The organism is Streptomyces sp. NEAU-sy36, assembly GCF_013423905.1.
In the GTDB taxonomy this organism is placed as follows: domain Bacteria; phylum Actinomycetota; class Actinomycetes; order Streptomycetales; family Streptomycetaceae; genus Streptomyces; species Streptomyces misionensis.
In genome coordinates, this window is record NZ_CP058977.1 from 7,440,722 (window position 1) to 7,457,798 (window position 17,077).

15 protein-coding genes are annotated in these 17,077 nt (G+C 71.4%); 2 read left to right on the forward strand and 13 right to left on the reverse strand.

From position 1 onward, the window contains the following. Positions 1-8 precede the first annotated feature (8 nt). From HZZ00_RS38905 to HZZ00_RS32545, 5 genes are all read right to left on the reverse strand, one after another. On the reverse strand, positions 9-1,298 hold the full coding sequence (locus HZZ00_RS38905) for an ABC transporter permease (RefSeq protein WP_257585494.1): 1,290 nt from the start codon (positions 1,296-1,298) through the stop codon (positions 9-11). Continuing rightward, positions 1,298-2,428: an ABC transporter permease gene (locus HZZ00_RS32530; RefSeq protein ID WP_180329722.1), complete on the reverse strand. Its 1,131-nt coding sequence runs from the start codon at positions 2,426-2,428 to the stop codon at positions 1,298-1,300. Before HZZ00_RS32530 ends, HZZ00_RS38905 begins: the two co-directional genes overlap by 1 nt. Beyond that, the gene (locus tag HZZ00_RS32535; RefSeq protein WP_180333802.1) at positions 2,425-3,951 is read right to left on the reverse strand and encodes an ABC transporter ATP-binding protein; all 1,527 of its coding nucleotides are present in this window, start codon (positions 3,949-3,951) and stop codon (positions 2,425-2,427) included. Before HZZ00_RS32535 ends, HZZ00_RS32530 begins: the two co-directional genes overlap by 4 nt. 263 nt (positions 3,952-4,214) lie before the next feature. Beyond that, on the reverse strand, positions 4,215-5,270 hold the full coding sequence (locus tag HZZ00_RS32540) for a BMP family protein (protein ID WP_180329723.1): 1,056 nt from the start codon (positions 5,268-5,270) through the stop codon (positions 4,215-4,217). A 275-nt stretch (positions 5,271-5,545) separates the two neighbouring features. Beyond that, positions 5,546-6,784 (reverse strand): amidohydrolase, encoded by a 1,239-nt coding sequence (locus tag HZZ00_RS32545; protein WP_180329724.1) that lies wholly within the window; start codon positions 6,782-6,784, stop codon positions 5,546-5,548. Between the two features lie 235 nt (positions 6,785-7,019). On the opposite strand from HZZ00_RS32545, the gene HZZ00_RS32550 reads away from it, so the two are divergent. Beyond that, positions 7,020-7,676, forward strand: a complete 657-nt coding sequence (locus tag HZZ00_RS32550; RefSeq protein WP_180329725.1) for a trans-aconitate 2-methyltransferase — start codon at positions 7,020-7,022, stop codon at positions 7,674-7,676. 17 nt (positions 7,677-7,693) lie between these two features. Here the strand turns inward: HZZ00_RS32550 and HZZ00_RS32555 are convergent, their stop codons facing one another. Beyond that, on the reverse strand, positions 7,694-8,173 hold the full coding sequence (locus HZZ00_RS32555) for a MarR family winged helix-turn-helix transcriptional regulator (RefSeq protein ID WP_180329726.1): 480 nt from the start codon (positions 8,171-8,173) through the stop codon (positions 7,694-7,696). A 44-nt stretch (positions 8,174-8,217) separates the two neighbouring features. On the opposite strand from HZZ00_RS32555, the gene HZZ00_RS32560 reads away from it, so the two are divergent. Further along, a complete protein-coding gene (locus tag HZZ00_RS32560) occupies positions 8,218-9,123 on the forward strand; it encodes an alpha/beta hydrolase (RefSeq protein ID WP_180329727.1) in 906 nt (301 codons plus the stop codon). Positions 9,124-9,126: 3 nt separating this feature from the next. Here the strand turns inward: HZZ00_RS32560 and HZZ00_RS32565 are convergent, their stop codons facing one another. The 7 genes from HZZ00_RS32565 to HZZ00_RS32595 form a co-directional block, all read right to left on the reverse strand. Further along, positions 9,127-9,591 (reverse strand): hypothetical protein, encoded by a 465-nt coding sequence (locus HZZ00_RS32565; RefSeq protein ID WP_257585495.1) that lies wholly within the window; start codon positions 9,589-9,591, stop codon positions 9,127-9,129. Positions 9,592-9,681: 90 nt separating this feature from the next. Further along, positions 9,682-11,526, reverse strand: coding sequence for an alpha/beta hydrolase (locus tag HZZ00_RS32570; protein ID WP_180329729.1), 1,845 nt, complete (start codon positions 11,524-11,526; stop codon positions 9,682-9,684). Between the two features lie 7 nt (positions 11,527-11,533). Then, a complete protein-coding gene (locus HZZ00_RS32575; RefSeq protein WP_180329730.1) occupies positions 11,534-11,983 on the reverse strand; it encodes a hypothetical protein in 450 nt (149 codons plus the stop codon). Between the two features lie 119 nt (positions 11,984-12,102). After that, entirely contained in the window at positions 12,103-13,359 is a 1,257-nt protein-coding gene (locus tag HZZ00_RS32580; RefSeq protein WP_180329731.1) for a hypothetical protein, read from the reverse strand. A 32-nt stretch (positions 13,360-13,391) separates the two neighbouring features. After that, entirely contained in the window at positions 13,392-14,330 is a 939-nt protein-coding gene (locus tag HZZ00_RS32585) for an N-acetylneuraminate synthase family protein (RefSeq protein WP_180329732.1), read from the reverse strand. Positions 14,331-14,342: 12 nt separating this feature from the next. Then, positions 14,343-15,605, reverse strand: a complete 1,263-nt coding sequence (locus HZZ00_RS32590) for an N-acylneuraminate cytidylyltransferase (protein ID WP_180329733.1) — start codon at positions 15,603-15,605, stop codon at positions 14,343-14,345. 23 nt (positions 15,606-15,628) lie between these two features. After that, the gene (locus HZZ00_RS32595) at positions 15,629-16,942 is read right to left on the reverse strand and encodes a DUF6716 putative glycosyltransferase (RefSeq protein ID WP_180329734.1); all 1,314 of its coding nucleotides are present in this window, start codon (positions 16,940-16,942) and stop codon (positions 15,629-15,631) included. Positions 16,943-17,077: the final 135 nt, after the last annotated feature.

A 17,077-nucleotide genomic window follows, 5' to 3' on the forward strand; every position in this document is an offset into this window, starting at 1 on the left:
TTCCCGGCTCACTTGCCCTGACCCTTCCGGTACCGCATGCCGTCCGCCTTCGGCATCCGCAGACGCTGCGCGGACAGCGACAGCACCAGCAGCGTGACGACGTACGGCGTGGCACCCACGAAGTCGCTCGGCACCTCGTCGGTGAACAGGTACCAGACCAGCACGGCCGCGGCCACGACCAGGCTGATCACGCCCTGCCACGTCGCCTTGCGGTACAGCTTCCACCCGGCGAGGGCGACGAGCAGCACGACCAGCAGGAGCAGCAGCGCGTGCACGGTCGTGCCGCCGTTGCGCAGCTGGAGGGCGTCGGAGTAGCCGAACAGGCCCGCGCCCATGGCCAGGCCGCCCGGCCGCCAGTTGCCGAAGATCATCGCGGCGAGGCCGATGTAGCCGCGGCCGCCGGTCTGGCCCTCCAGGTAGGTGTGCGAGGTGACGAGCGCGAGGAAGGCGCCGCCGAGGCCGGCGAGGCCGCCGGAGACGGCGACGGCCGCGTACTTGTAGCTGTACACGTTGACGCCCAGGGACTCCGCGGCGACCGGGTTCTCGCCGCAGGAGCGCAGCCGCAACCCGAACGGGGTGCGCCACAGCAGCCACCAGCTGCCCACGAACAGCACCACGGCGAGGATCGTCACCACGGACAGGTGGGTGACCACGCCGCCGAGGATGCCGGCGAGGTCGGAGACCAGGAACCAGTGGTGGCCCTCGATCGACTGGAGGCCGTCGGACAGGCCGGGGACGGTGACGTCCGGCAGGGCGTCCACGGGCGGGGACTGCTTCGGGTTGCCGCCCGCGTTGGCCGCCGCGCCGTCGGTGAAGCAGAGCTTGGCGAGGTACTGGGTGGCGCCGAGCGCGAGCAGGTTGAGCGCCACACCGGAGACGATGTGGTCGACGCCGAAGGTGATGGTGGCGACCGCGTGCACCAGGCCGCCGAGGACGCCGAAACCGATGCCGCACAGCAGGCCGAGCCAGGGGCTGGACTGCCAGCCGGCCCAGCCGGCGCCGAACGTGCCGAGGATCATCATGCCTTCGAGGCCGATGTTGACCACGCCGGCCCGCTCCGACCACAGGCCGGCGAGACCGGCGAGGCCGATCGGCACGGCGAGCCCGAGGGCGGCGCCGACCTGGCCCGCGGAGTCGAGGTCCTGCGAACCGGTGATCACCCGGACCGCGGCCAGGAGCAGCAGCGCGCCCGCGACGAGCACCAGGATCTGGCCGAGCGAGCGGCCCGAGCTGCGCGGCGCGGCGTCCGCGGCCTTGGGCGCCGCGGGCGGCGGCGCGTCGGTCATCGTGGCAGTCATCACGCCACCTCCTGCTTCTTCATCGGGGCGGCGGCGACCTGGGCGGCGAGTTCCGCGCCGACCCGCTGCTGCTGGCGCTTGAGGCCGTACCGGCGTACGACCTCGTAGGCGATCACGACGCACAGGACGATGACGCCCTGGATCACGCCGAGGATCTCCTTGTCGTAGCCCTGGAACTCCAGGTGGTTGGTGGTGCGCTCCAGGAAGCCCCACAGCAGGGCGCCGAGCGCGATGCCGATCGGGTTGTTGCGGCCGAGCAGCGCGATGGCGATGCCGGTGAAGCCGATGCCGGTCGGGAAGTCGCTGCTGAACTGGTAGCTGTCGTTGAGCAGGGTCGGCATGCCGATCAGACCGGCCACCGCACCCGAGATGATCATGCTGGTGGCGACCATCTTCTTCACCGACACACCGCTCGCCGCGGCCGCGCTCTCGGACTGGCCGACGGTGCGCAGGTCGTAGCCGAACCGGGTGCGGCCGAGGACGAACCAGTACGCGATGCCGACGAGGGCGGCGATCACGATGAAGCCCCACAGCTCGCCGGCCGGGCCGGTGTCGATGTTGAAGAAGTGCGACGACGACGGCAGCGGCTTGGTGGCGACGACGGTGCCGCCCTGCTGGAGCTGGGCGAGCTTCCCGGGCTGGAGCAGGTAGGCGATGACCGCGGTGGCGATCGAGTTCAGCATGATGGTCGAGATGACCTCGCTGACGCCCCGGGTCACCTTGAGGACACCGGCGATGGCCGCCCACACCGCGCCGGTTCCCATGGCGCAGATCAGGATGAGCAGCACGGAGAGCCAGCCGGGCAGGGTCAGCGCTCCGCCGAGCACGGCGGCGAAGAACGCGGCGAGCCGGTACTGGCCGTCGACACCGATGTTGAACAGGTTCATCCGGAAGCCGATGGCCACCGAGACACCCGCGAGGTAGTAGGTGGTCGCCTTGTTGAGGATGTAGACCTGGCTGTCGCTGGCGAAGCCGTAGGTCAGCATGTCGCTGAAGGCGGGGCCGGGGTTCTTGCCGGTCGCGAGGATCACCAGGGCGGTGATCACGAGCGCGGCGACGATCGCGAGCAGCGGCGCCGCGATCCCGAGGAGCAGCCGCTCCTTGTCGATCCGTGAGGTCAGCTTGTTCATCGCGCGTCGTCCTCCGCGTGCTCCAGGTGGCCGGTGGCCGCACCCGTCATGGCGGAGCCCAGCTCCTCGGGCGTGATGGTGGCGGGGTCGGCGTCGGCGACCAGGCGGCCGCGGTACATCACCCGCAGGGTGTCGGACAGGCCGATCAGCTCGTCCAGGTCGGCGGAGATCAGCAGCACCGCGAGGCCCTCGCGGCGGGCCTCGCGGATGTGGTCCCAGATGGCCGCCTGCGCGCCGACGTCCACCCCGCGGGTGGGGTGGGCGGCGATGAGCAGCTTGGGGTCGTGGCTCATCTCGCGGCCGACGATCAGCTTCTGCTGGTTGCCGCCGGACAGCGAGGCGGCGGTGACGTCGATGCCGGGGGTGCGGACGTCGTACGACCGCACGATCCGCTCGGTGTCGGCGCGGGCGCCCTTGGTGTCGAGCAGCGCGCCGCGGGAGTTGGGCTTCTCGGTGACGTGGCCGAGGATGCGGTTCTCCCACAGCGGGGCTTCGAGGAGCAGGCCGTGGCGGTGGCGGTCCTCGGGGATGTAGCCGATGCCGGCCTCGCGGCGGTCGCGGGTGGCGCTCTGCGAGATGTCGGTGCCGTCGAGGGTGATGGTCCCGGCGTCCGGGTTGCGCATGCCCATGATCGCCTCGACCAGCTCGGACTGGCCGTTGCCCTCCACCCCGGCGATGCCGAGGACCTCGCCCTTGTGGATGGTGAAGGAGATCCGGTCGAGGACGACGCGCTCGATGCCGTCCAGGTCGGTCTGGCCGAGGTGCAGGCCGTCGACCGTGAGCATCGGGACGTCGGTGACCGTGGACTCCTCGGTCTCCGGGGTGGGCAGCTCGCTGCCGACCATCATCTCGGCGAGCTGCCGGGGGGTGGTGGAGGCCGGCTCGGCGGTGCCGACGGTCGTGCCGCGCCGGATGACGGTGATCTCGTCGGCGACGGAGAGCACCTCGCCCAGCTTGTGCGAGATGAAGATGACGGTGAGGCCCTCGGCCTTGAGTTCGCGCAGGTTGTCGAAGAGGGCGTCGACCTCCTGCGGCACGAGGACGGCGGTGGGCTCGTCCAGGATGAGCGTCCGGGCGCCGCGGTAGAGGACCTTGAGGATCTCCACGCGCTGGCGGTCGGCGACGCCCAGCTCCTCGACGAGGACGTCGGGGCGCACGTTCAGGCCGTACGCGTCCGAGATCTCCTTGATCTTCGCGCGGGCCTTGCCGCCGATGCCGTGCAGCTTCTCCGCGCCGAGGACGACGTTCTCCAGCACGGTGAGGTTGTCGGCGAGCATGAAGTGCTGGTGCACCATGCCGATGCCGCGGGCGATGGCGTCGGCGGGGTTGTGCAGGACGGCCTGTTCGCCGTCGATGGTGATGGTGCCCTCGTCCGGCTGCTGCATGCCGTAGAGGATCTTCATCAGGGTGGACTTGCCGGCGCCGTTCTCACCGCACAGGGCATGGACGGTGCCCTTGGACACGGTGATGTCGATGTCGCGGTTGGCGACGACGCCGGGGAAACGCTTGGTGATGCCGCGCAGTTCGACGGCAGCGGGAGGGCTGGACGCGTTGATGGCGCACTCTCCTCGGGGAAAGGGGCTGCGTAGGGGAGGGAGGGCAGGCGTCGGCGACGCTAGCGCGGCAACTCCTAGCTACACGCGTAGAGTTGACACATTGTTATGGCTCGGCGAAGGGGCCGCGAACGACTCACCCGCGCCGAGCCGGGGTCCGGTGGACGGACCGGACCCTTGGGGGCCGACGGGTCCGGTGTACGGCCGGACCCCTACAGGTCGGCCGGGTCAGCTCAAGGGGTGGTCTTGACCTTGATCTTGCCGTCGACGATCTGCTGCTTGGCGGCGTCCAGCTTGGGCTGGATGTCCTTCAGGTAGCCACCGCTGGTGGCCAGGGAGACACCGCCCTTGGCGAGGGAGTACACGTTGTTGCCGGCGAGCGGCTTGCCGTTCTTGACGGACTGGATGAAGTCGAAGACGCCGACGTCGACGTTCTTGACCGCGGAGGTCAGGATGGAGCTCTTGTACTTCTCCATGCCCGGGATGTTGTACTGGTCGGAGTCGACGCCGATCGCCCAGGCGCCCTTGACGCCGTTGACGGCCTCGATGGCGCCGGTGCCGGAGGAGCCGGCCGCCGTGTAGATGACGTCGGCGCCGTTGTCGAGCATGCCCTGCGCGGCCTGCTGGCCCTTGTCCGGGCTGGAGAAGCCGGAGGTGTCCTGGCCGTGGCTCAGGTACTGGACGTCCACCTTCACCTTGGGGTTGGTGTCGTGCACACCCTGCACGTAACCGGCCTCGAACTTCTTGATCAGCGGGTTGTCGACACCGCCGATGAAGCCGATGTGGTTCTTCTTGGTCTTCAGCGCGGCGGCGACACCGGCCAGGTAGGAGCTCTGCTCCTCGGTGAAGGTGATGCTGTCGACGTTCTTGCCGTCCACGACCGAGTCGACGATGCCGAAGCTGGTCTTGGGGTACTTCGCGGCGATCTTCTGCACCGACGGGGCGTAGGCGTAGCCCACGGCGACGATCGGGTTGTAGCCGGCGTCCGCCAGGTCCTGGAGGCGCTGCTCGCGGTCGGCCTCGGTGTCCGAGGTCTTGGCGGTCAGCTCCTTGATGGAACCGCCGAACTGCTTCTCGGCCTTGTCGGCACCGCGCGCGGCGGAGTCGTTGAAGGACCGGTCGCCACGGCCGCCGACGTCGTAGGCGAGACCGATCTTGACGCCGCCCTTGCCGCCGCCCGAAGGGGAGGAACTGGCGTCGTCGGAGGACGTCTTGCCACAGGCAGTGGCGGCAAGGGCGAGGGCCGCGGTGGTGAGACACGCAGCGGAAATCTTGGCTACCCGGCGCACGGGAAGGCTCCTTCACCTGACCTGAGCGCCATGTCGGCGCTTGAGCCGAACACCCCGGCGGCGACGGCTTCGCGGCATCGTAACGCGCGTAGATGTCGCAAAAAACCCTCTCTCGAAGCCGTTATCGATTCGAGGCAAACAGTGTCTGAACTCGACGTCCGAGCCGTCTCGCGGGGGTGTCGCGCACCACACAGGATTGGCTTGCGGATGTGTTGCGCCCAAGCGGCGGGCCCGCTCTGCGGACCCGGGCGCGGCCCCCGGAGGGGCCGCGCGGCTCAGGTCTGCCGGCCGTCGCTGTCGTCCAGGAACGCGGCCGCGGTGAACATCTCCACGCCGACCGTGATGGCGTGCTCGTCGGCGTCGAAGTCGCCCTGGTGCAGATCGCGCACGGTGCGCTCGCCGGGGCGGCGCACCCCGAGCCGGGCCATGGCGCCGGGCACGTGCTCCAGGTACCAGGAGAAGTCCTCGCCGCCCAGGCTCTGCTCGGTGCTCTCGATGGAGTCCCGGCCCCGGCGGGCGGCCATCGCCCGGCGCAGCAGATCGGCGGCGCCGCGGTCGTTGACGACGGGCGGCACCCCGCGCACGTAGTTGATCTCGGACTTGGCCCGGTGCAGGGTGGCGACCTCGTCGATGGCCGCGTGCACGATGTCGGGGGCCTGCCGCCACGCCTCCAGGTCCAGGCAGCGGACGGTGCCGGACAGCTCGGCGTGCTGCGGTACGACGTTCGGCGCGTGCCCCGACTCGATCCGGCCCCAGGTGAGGGCGAGCCCGACGCGGGTGTCCACGCGGCGGGCGATCAGCGCGGGCACGTCGACCGCGACCCGGGCGGCGGCGGTGACCAGGTCGGTGGTCAGGTGCGGGCGCGCGGTGTGTCCGCCGGGGCCGTCCAGGGCGATCTCCAGCCGGTCGCAGGCGCTGGTGATCGGACCGTGCCGCAGCCCGATCCGGCCGGCGTCGACGCGGGGGTCGCAGTGCACGGCGAGGATCCGTCCGACCCCGTCGAGCGCGCCGTCCGCGATGGCCGCGAGGGCGCCGCCGGGCAGCACCTCCTCGGCGGGCTGGAAGATCAGCCGTACGGGCCGGGTGAGCAGGCCCTTGGCGTGCAGGTCGGCGAGGACGAGGCCGGTGCCCAGCACCACGGTCGTGTGCATGTCGTGCCCGCACGCGTGCGCCCGGTCGGGGACGGTGGAGCGGTACGGACAGTCACTCTTCGTGTCCGGGATCGGCAGCGCGTCGATGTCGGCGCGCAGCGCGAGCAACGGTACGGCGGGGCGCTCGCCCTCCTTCAGCCCGATGTCGCACACGAGTCCGGTTCCGGTGGCGAGGACGCGGGGGCGCAGCCCGGCCTTCTCCAAGCGCTCTTTGATCGCGGCGGTGGTGCGGAACTCCTGGTTGCCGAGCTCCGGGTGCATGTGCAAGTCGCGGCGGAAGGCGACGAGTTCGGCGTGCAGGGACTCGCTCAGCACGCCGGGGAGCACATCCCCCGAAAGGCCGGCCTCGGACTCTAGGGACATCAATTGCTTCACCCTCTGAAGGGTAGGACGCCCCGCCGGTCAACTACCCCTCGATCAACAAAAGTTCAGCCCGATAGGGGAAGAAAATCTGACCGCCGGACGCATGGGTGCGGACTCTGATGGGTAAATCCCTCTGTTTTCCTCCTTCCACGGATACCACGCCTCACCGGTGTCACGCTCGCCATGTCCACGAACCGGACCTCCGGTCGGCCCGCGCCCGCTAGGGTCCCCAGCCGTGACCGAAGCGACCGAGGACTTCCTGCAGACGACCCGTACCTCCTACGACGCGATCGCCGGGGACTACGCGGCCCGCTACCCGTCCGGCCTGGTCCACCCCCTGGACCGGAGCGTCGTCATGGCGTTCGCCGAGCTGGCGCGGGGCACGGCCCCGGTGGCCGATCTGGGCAGCGGACCCGGCTACGTCACCGCGCTGCTCCACGAGCAGGGGGTCCCGGCGTTCGGCGTCGATCTCTCCCCCGCGATGGTGGCGCTGGCCCGCGAGGCCCATCCGGGGCTCCGCTTCCGCACCGGCTCGATGACGTCGCTGGACGTCCCGGACCGGTCCCTGGGCGGCCTCCTCGCGCTCTACTCCACGATCCACGTGCCGGACGCCCGCCTCCCGGGGGTCTTCGCCGGATTCCACCGTGCGCTCGCCCCGGGCGCCCCGGCGCTCCTCGCCTTCCAGACCCCGAAGCCCGGCGAACCGCTCCCCCGTCTCCACCTCTCGGAACGCTTCACCCACAGGATCGCCCTGGACTACTACTGGCGCTCCCCCGAACAGATCACGTCCCTGCTGGCCGAGGCGGGTCTCGCCCTGGTGGCGACGGTGCGCCGGGAGCCGTCCGGGGAGGAGACCCGCCCCCGGGCGTTCGTGCTGGCCAGGAAGGCGTAGGGGGCGGGGCCGCGCCCTCAGCCCGTGGGCACCCCCACCTGCCCCCGCTCCAGCGTGGCCCGCAGCTCCCCCATCGCCCGGGCCGCGACGGCCAGCCGCTCACCCTCGAACGTGCCGCCCATCAGCTCGGCCAGGCACTCGCCGAAGGTCCCGGCCGCCGCCTCGGCCAGCTCCGCCCCCGCCTCCGTCAGCTCCAGCAGCGACGACCGGCGGTCGGCGGGGTTGGGGCGCCGCACGACCCACCCGCGCCGCTCCAGCCGGTCGATGCCCTTGCTCGTCGCGCCGATGCCGATCGCGAAGTCGGTGGCGAGGTCGGCGACCCGGGCGCCGGGGCGGTCGCGGAGCCGGCGCAGGAACTCGTACTGGGACGTGACGATGCCGTGCCGCTCGCGGAGGCGGTCGTTGAGGGCGTTGTACAGGCGCGTCTCGCAGCGCACGAGGTCGTCGAAGAACGCCGCGAGGGCCGGGGCGCCGTCACCACTTGATTTATATGCCACGGCATATAGTGTAGCGGCAGTTATCGACGATCGGAGCTGCAGTCATGAGCAAGGAACAGCGAGCGGCGCTGCGCGCGCAACTGCGTCACGCACCCCAGCCCGAGGGCCCCTGGTCCATCGAGGAACGCCGGGCCGGGTTCCGGGCGCTGATGGCACAGATGCGCGTGCCGGACGGAATCCACACGACGACCACCGACCTGGGTCCCCGCCCGGCCCTCCTGGTCGAGCCCGCCGGCCCGGCCCCCGCGCCGCGTCCCGGGACGATCCTCTACTTCCACGGCGGTTCCTTCCTCCTCGGCTCGCCCGAGACCGCCCTCTGCCTGACCGCGAACCTCGTGGTCAGGACCGGGATCAGGGCGCTGTCCCTCGACTACCGCCTCGCCCCGGAGCACCCCTTCCCGGCCGCGACCGAGGACTGCCTGGCCGCCTACCGGGCGCTGCTGGACGGCGGCGAGGACCCGGAGCGGATCGTGTTCGCCGGGGACTCGGCCGGGGGCGGCCTGTCCGTGACCACGTGCCTCGCGGCGCGGGACGCGGGGCTGCCGCTGCCCGCGGCGATCGTGGCGTTCTCGGCGGGCCTCGACGCCACCCGGACCGGGGAGAGCCTCGACTCCAAGGCCGGGATCGACCCCTTCTTCACCCGCGAGGGCCTGGAGCACAGCGGGGCGCTCTACCGCGCGGGGCAGGACCCGCGCCACCCCCTGCTCAGCCCGGCCGTCCATGCCGATCCGACGGGCCTTCCGCCGATGCTGCTCCAGGTGGGCACGGACGAACTCCTGCTGGACGACTCCACCCGGATGGCCGAGCGCGCGCGGGCGGCCGGCGTGGACGTCGTACTCGACGTCACCGCGGACGTCCCGCACGTCTTCCAGGCCTACGCCGGCTCCCTGGACGAGGCCGACCAGGCCCTGGACCGCGCCGCGCTCTTCCTCACGCAGCACATCCGCTGACCCCTAGAAGTGCTCCACCTTCTGCCCCTCGGGAACCCGGTAGCAGCCGGAGACGACCATCAGGCTCAGCTTGGGCGGGTTCCTCTTCTTCATCTGGGTGATGTGGACGCCGGCCTTCTGCTCGTCGTTGTCCGCCACCAGGGTGAGGTTCTTGTTCTGGCTGGTGTCGGGGCCGTACTCGACGATCTTCCAGCCGTGCTCGGGCATCCCGTCCTTGAGGTGCTGCATCGCGGCGTCGAGATCGCCCGCCGACGCGGGATAGAAGCTCCACTTGTGGAAGATCCGGAAGTACGTGTCCCGGTCCTTGCCCGAGCACTCCTGGACGCCGGGGCCGCTGTCGGAGGCCTTTCCCTTGACGCCGATCAGGTCGTAGAGCCGGCTGGACACGCTCTCCGTCCTGTCGGCGGCGTCCCGTGACGTGCTGGTGCCGGCGGACGGAACGTCGTCGGCTTCCGTGCTTGAGGTCATGCTGCATCCAGTGAGGGTGATGAGGACGGTGGACGCGAGGAGCGCGGCGGCGCTCGTGCGGTTCTTCAAGATCGGCGGGCCTCGCTCTTCCTAACGGGTGTACTTCCAGGTCGGCGTGGGTTCCTTCAGCTGCACGTCCTCCCCGTGTCCGGCGACGACCAGGGCCTGATTGAGCAGACTGTCGGAGCCCTCGTCCCAGTAACCACTGTGGCCCTTCGTGTCGGTGGTCATCTGGTTGGCGCCGAAGCGTTCGTCGCTGGGCACCGTCCAGGGTCCGTCCCAGTCGGTACCGCCGTGACCGAAGCGGCCGATGTCCGGCACGATGTCGCCGTCCGCCTCCTCGTTCCAGACATGGCCCTTCGGGACGTCCAGCTGCTCCGCCTTCGGCACCGTCACACCGGGGCTGCCCGCGGTGATCACGTCGTCCGCGTTCAGCGTGCCGTGGTCGGCGGCCGAGCCGACGAGGGTGGTGCCGTACGAGTGCCCGATCACCGTGCGGTGCGGCGGGTCGTCGCCCGAGTGCGCGGCCTCCAGTCCGTCGAGGAACTGGTTGAAGGCCGGGGCGCCGTCGTCCGCGTAGTGCCGGAACGGCGAGTCCTTCACGATGTCCTGCGGGGCGTCGTAACCGAGCCAGGTGATGGTCGAGACGGGCTGCCCGTCGGCCTCGTCGGTGGCCACCCGCCAGGTGGCGGTCATCCGGTCGACGTTGCCGCCGATGTTGCTCAGATTGGAGGTCGTGCCCGGCACGTACACGGCCTGGTGCCGGGCCGTGTCCGGGTCGCCGTTGGCGATGATCGCCCGGCCGTTGCCGTCCGCGCTGAAGCCGAGGAGGAAGGCCGGGGGCAGGCCCGTGCGGTGGTCCTTGGTGCCCAGGCCGGTCGAGTCGAAGCGGCTCTGGATGGCCTCCATGCCGTTCAGCGATTTGGTGAGGTGGTCGTAGCGCTCGCCGTACTTGCGGTACCAGTCCATCCATTCGTCGGTGTGCACCTTGGACGGCATCGCCCCGAAGCCGCCGTAGGCGGTGATGTACGTCCACTCGTTGGCCGGTGGCTTCGGCATGCCGTCGAGTTCGATCCGGTAGCGCGCCTGCGTCTCGTCCAGCACCACGCGATTGGCCTCGTCGCGCACCGTCGAGGGCAGGCCGTCGAGCTTGCCCACGCTGTCCGGGCGCAGGGACAGCCATGCCGCACGCTGCTCGGGAGTGAGGCCCTTCCACCAGGCCGCGTTGTCCTTCGGGCTGCCCTTCTCGGGCGGCTGCGGCAGGGAGTCCAGGTACTTCTTGCCTGCGTCGCTCACCCCGTCCTGGTCCGACTTCACGTCCGACCAGTCCCGGTTCGACACCACCAGATCGTCGTCCGCCTTCAACGCCCGCAGTTTCGGGGCCCACTTGGCGTCCGCGTCCGTGGCTTCCTTCAGGGCGTCGCCGATGCGGTCGGCGAATTCCACGGCCTTGCCGAAGTTCGGGTTCGGGTGCATGTTCACGGCCTGGCGCTCCAGCGCGGACGCCGTCGGGTCCGTCGGACTGGTGCTCGCCCGCACGGTGCCGCCCTCCGGCACCTTGCCGTCGACCTCCTTGCCACCTGCGGGGAAGGTGACCGAGCCGTCCGCGCCGACCTTGCAGCCCGCCGCCTCGGCGTCCGCCAGGGCCGCCTCCAGCTTCCGCTTGGCCGCGGCCATGTCGAAGGCGAACGCGTTCAACGCGGTGCTGACCAGCGCGCACTCGGTCTGCACGTAGTGGAAGTTCTTGCCGAGTTCCTTCAGCTCGCGCAGGGCCGCCTCCGCCGCCTTGCCTTCGAGCTTGTTGCGTATCGCCGCGCTGATCCCGTTCTCGATGGTGTCCTTGGCCGCGCTCGCGGTGTCGCCTGCGGCCTGGTAGCCGTCCGCGGCCTCCTGGTACCGGGACGGTTCGAAGGCCTTCAGGGTCGCCAGGTCCACGCCCCCGTCACCGGCCCTTCGCCTGGCCGCCGACGGCCTCGGTGTCCTGGTACTTGGTCTTCAGCTTGTCCAGGGCGGCCTGCACATCGCCGTCGGTCATCGACAGGTCGTGCCCCGCGCGCTCCAGCAGCCCGCCGAGTTCGCCGCAGCGGCCGTTCACGTCCTCGACGTACTTCTTCCAGGAGTCGTGCAACTCCTTCTGCGCGGCGGCGGACTGGCAACCGGCCGTGTCCCCCAGTCCCGACTGGCCGTCCTCCAGCTTCCCCAGCGCCTTGCCGAGGCCGTCCTGGAGGCCCTTGGTGTCCTCGCCGGCCTTCGTCCAGACCTTCTTGTCCGACTTGAGACGGGCGGCGTCGGCGCCGCCGCCTCCGCCGGGATCAAGCTGGTTCAGTCGCATGCCGGTGCCGCCGCGGGTCGCGGCGTCCGCTTTCAGTTGCTCCCACTCGTCCCAGGACACGCCTGCAGCCTCCCCGTTGTCCCCGTCGCCGGCAGGCCGCGCCGGCGACGCCATGCTCCCCGTGAGGCAGGTAAGAAATCAAGTCAACCTCTTACCCGGGGTATGCGGGGGCGAGGGGGCTACGCGGGGCTCACTCTCGCCAGTCGGTGCACGTCGCGGGCCGTTCCCGTCACCCCCGACAGGAAGCCCTGGGCCCGGGGGGAGGCGTGGTCGGTGAGCCAGGCCGGGTCGATGTCGCAGACGGCGACGCGGACTCCGGTACCGGCGAGGGCCAGGGGGAGGGTGTGCACCACGGTGGAGGGGAAGCTGAGGATCGTACGGCCGATCGGGCCGCGGCGGGCGATGAGTTCGAGGGGCAGGTCGGGGCGGACGATCTCCAGTCCGGTCTCCGCGGCCAGCCGGTGCAGCTTCTCCGTGCTCTCCCGGCGGTGGGCGAAGTAGCGGGTGGCGCCGTGGGCCTTGGCCAGGGTGCGGACGGCGTCGAGGTAGCGCTCGCCGTCCACCACGCCCGTCTCCACCAGGGAGGTGCCCACCATGTCCGCGCCCTTGGTGATGCGCGGCGGGCCGAAGCGGGCGCGGGTCCAGGCGAAGTCGTTCGCGGTGACGGTCACGCCGTCCGGGACCTCGGTCACCGGCATCGAGGAGAAGACCTCGACCCGGCGGCGGCCGCCGGGGGCCAGCCTGCGGCGGGCCGAGGAGGAGACCGGGGCGAACAGCAGGTCGCGGGGGCCCGGACGGCCGCCCTTGCGGTGCCAGCGCACCAGGCGTTCGCCGCGGGCGAGCTGGGCGACGAACTCCATCGTCGCGGTGCCGTCGTCCACCACGACCAGGTCGCGCGCGCGGGTGATGGTCAGCAGCAGCTGGACGTAGCGGGAGAAGGGGTCGCCCATGACGACGCGGTCGGCCCGGCGGAGCAGCCCCGCGAGGCCCCCGATGGTGGCGAAGGGCGCGGTGGCTCCGCCGCGCGCCTCCTCCCAGCGCACCCGGTACCCCTCGTCGCGGGCCAGGTCCGCCATGCGGCGCAGCTGACCGCGGGTCATGGGGTCGGTCGGGGACAGCACGACGACCGTGAGGTCCGCCCCGGCCTGCGCCGGACCGCCGGCCACGGTCCGGCGCACCTGCGCGGGCACGGACGGCAGCGGTTCGGAGGCGGGCGGGCGGTCCGTGCCCGTCGGCCGGTCCGGGTCCGGCACCGGCGCGGCGCCCGTGACCGGACCCGCGTCAAACCCGGCACCGGTCCCCCGCACCACGTCCGGTTCCCTGCCCCGCAGGCCGTGCGGACGCGCCCACTCCAGCACGTTCAGCAGCTGGACCGGGCTCTCCACGAAGGCGAGCGTGCGGGAAGGGGGGCCGGGGTGGCCGGCGCGGGGGCTCATCGGGGGGTGACCGTCCCGTCGTAAGTGGGGATTCACACCGTGACCGGCTCGCCGGCGGCCGCCGCGATCTCGGCCTCGGCGACGACACCGGCGACGCGGCGCAGCTTCTTCATCGGGCCGAGCTCGGAGTCGTAGACCTTCTTGACGCCGTCGCCCAGGGAGGCCTCGATGGTGCGGATGTCGCGGACGAGCCGGGTCAGGCCCTGCGGCTCGACGGAGGCGGCCTGGTCGGAGCCCCACATGGCGCGGTCGAGGGTGATGTGGCGCTCGACGAAGGTGGCGCCCAGGGCGACGGCGGCCAGGGTGGTCTGCAGGCCGGTCTCGTGGCCGGAGTAGCCGATCGGGACGTTCGGGAACTCCTTCTCCAGCGTGTTGATCACGCGGAGGTTCAGCTCCTCGGCCTTCGCCGGGTAGGTCGAGGTGGCGTGGCACATCAGGATGTTGTCCGAGCCGAGGACCTCCACCGCGTGGCGGATCTGCTTCGGGGTGGACATGCCGGTCGAGAGGATGACCGTACGGCCCGTGGCGCGCAGGGCGCGCAGCAGCTCGTCGTCGGTGAGGGACGCGCTCGCCACCTTGTGGGCCGGCAGGTCGAACTTCTCCAGGAAGGCGACGGCCTCGGTGTCCCACGGGGAGGCGAACCAGTCGATGCCCTTCTCCTTGCAGTACGCGTCGATCCGGCGGTACTCGTCCTCGCCGAACTCCACGCGGTGGCGGTAGTCGATGTAGGTCATCCGGCCCCAGGGGGTGTCGCGCTCGATGTCCCACTGGTCGCGCGGGGTGCAGATCTCCGGGGTGCGCTTCTGGAACTTGACGGCGTCGCAGCCGGCCTCGGCGGCCACGTCGATCAGCTTGAACGCGTTCTCCAGCTCACCGTTGTGGTTGATGCCGATCTCGCCGCAGATGTAGACGGGACGGCCGGGGCCGACCTCGCGCGAACCGAACGAACGCAGACGGGAGTTGGTGCTCATCAGGGGATGTCCTTACTTGGGGAGGGAATCGAGAGAGGGGCCGAGGATCCAGCTGGCGATCTCTCGGATCGCGCCGTCACCGCCGGGGACGGTGGTGACCGCGCGTGCGGCGCCGCGTACGACGTCGTGAGCGCTCGCGACCGCCACGGGCCAGCCGACGAGGGCGAAGCACGGGAGGTCGTTGACGTCGTTGCCGACGTAGAGCACGCGCTCCGGCGCAATGCCCTGCTCCTCGCACCACTGCTTGAGCGCGAGGTCCTTGCGGTCGATGCCGTGCAGCACGGGAAGTCGCAGCTTCCGGGCGCGGGCGGCGACCACAGGGTTCTGTTCCGTGGACAGGATCAGCATCCGCAGCCCGCTCCTGCGCAGGGCCGCGATGCCGAGTCCGTCGCCGCGGTGCACGGAGACGAACTCCCGTCCTTCGGAGTCGATCAGCACCCGGTCGTCGGTCTGGGTGCCGTCGAAGTCCAGTACGACCGCGTCGATGTCGTCGGCGGTCGGCAGCGCACCGTCCGGGGTCCCGTTCGGGCGGTGCCGGGAGTGGGGGAGGTCCGCGTCGAAGAGGGGGGCCAGCGCGCGGGCCCGGGCCAGGTCGTGCGGGTCGTCGATCTCCAGCACCCGCGCCGGGTCGGTGCGCACGAGTTCGGTGCGGCCGAAGAAGCGGTGCAGGTGCTTGCGGAAACCGGCCGCGTCCATGGCGTAGGCGGCGCCGGTCTCCAGGAAGTCCTGGGGACGGTCCTGGCGGCGGGGGCGGTACGACTTGTCGTGGTTGACCCCGGCCCCGCCCCCGGTGCCGGTCTCGTCGTGCCGCCAGACGAAGCCGTGGAAGGGGGCCACGGTGACCGCGGTGTCCGCGCCGTCCTCGACCACCGCGCCGGCCACCCCGTCGATGTCCTCGCGGACGAGGAAGGGGCTGGTGCACTGCACGAGCAGGACCGTGTCGACGACCTCGCCGTGCAGGGCCTCGTGGGCGTCCATGGCGTGCAGGACGGCGGCCTCGGAGGTGGCGGTGTCCCCGGCGATGGCGGCCGGGCGGAGCACCACCTCGGCGCCGGCCGCGCGGGCGGCGGCGGCGATGGCCTGGTCGTCGGTGGAGACCACGACGTCCGTGACCAGCCGGGTGGCGCGGCACTCGCGCACCGCGCGGGCCACCAGCGGGACGCCGCCGACCGGGGCGAGGTTCTTCGCGGGCACGCCCTTGGAGCCGCCGCGGGCGGGGATCACCGCGAGCACCCGGCGCACCGAGGCGCCCTGGCCCGCTTGCGGGTCGGACATGGGTTCCACTCCTTGCGTAGAGGTCACAGCTCCCCCATCCGCCGGATCACCGGGGCGACGCGCTGGACGCCGTGCCGGTAGGCGCCGCGCGCGGCCCGGCGCACGATCTGGCGGACGGGGCCGGGCGCCTTGTCGGCGGTGGGGGCGCCGGGCAGCGGGGCGCCGTCGGGGCCGAGGTGGTGGCGGGCGAGGATGCCGGGCAGATAGCCGGGCGCGGTCTCGGAGGTGTAGTAGGGGGTGAGGGGCGGCAGTCCGCCGGGGCGGTCGAGCAGCCCGGCGATGCGCTCGCGGGCCGCGAAGAAGCAGGACTCGTACGAGCCTTCGCCGGCGGCGACGCCCTGCCGGGCCACCCACTCCTCGTCCGGGGCGGGGCGGTGCCCGGCGTCGAGCTGGTCCCAGGAGGCGAGGCAGCCGGAACCGGTGAAGTGGTGGTTGCCGAGCGCCTCGCGCACCCCGAGGTCGGTCAGGACGGCGGTGGGCACACGCCGGTGCAGGGCCTCCAGGGCGGCCGTGGAGCTGACCGTGACCAGCAGGTCGGTACGGTCCAGCACCTCGCCCATGTGTCCGTACACCAGCCGGAAGTTGGCGGGCACGTCCTTGCCCTGGACCAGCTTCTGGTAGGGCAGTTCCTCGATGTGGGTGGTGTGTTCGCCGGGCTTGGAGCGCAGCTTGAGCAGCACCTCCCGCTCGGGGTGTTTGCGGGCGTGTCCGATGAGCCGGTCCAGCAGGTAGGTGCGGTCGCGGCGGTTGTCCGGGACGGACGGCTGCGCCGCGAACACCACGGTGTAGGGGTCGTGTTCGCCGGTGTACGGTTCCCCGCCGAGGAAGGGCAGCGCGACCTCGGTGACCGAGGAGGCGTCCGCGCCCACCCCTTCGTACACGGCCCGGAAACGGTCCGCGTCGTGGCGGGAGTTGGCGAGGACCAGGTCCGCGCCGTGCCGCAGCAGCAGGCCGTCGGTGAGCTTCTCGTAGACGACGCCGACGTAGCCGGTGACGACGACGGGCCGCCGGCCGGTGCCCCAGACGTTGCGCAGGCCGTGCAGCATCGCCTGGACGCCGCCGCCGACCAGCGCCAGCACCAGCACGTCGTAGGGCTCCCGGCCCATCGCGTGCAGGAACTCGACGCCGGTGACCTCGCGGAGGGAGTCGGCGCGTACGCCCACCTCGCTGAGCTGACGGGCGGTCGGGGTGGCGCGGCCGCGCAGGAGGTAGCCGTCGAGCCGGACCTCGGCATCCGCCGGAGTGAGCCGCCGCGCGGTGAGCGCGCCCCACTTCCAGCGGGTGTCGGAGTCCGCGAGGACGGCGACCCGCAGGGACTTCGTTGCACTTGCTGGCACGCCGAAGACGCTAGGAAGGCATTCCGCCGTTCCGCCCAACCTGAAAGCAACAAACGGTTAACAGCACGTCGCCGGACGGCGAATCGGCCTGCGGGAGGGCCGTAATAAAGCCTGGTTCACGGCTTCGCCACATGC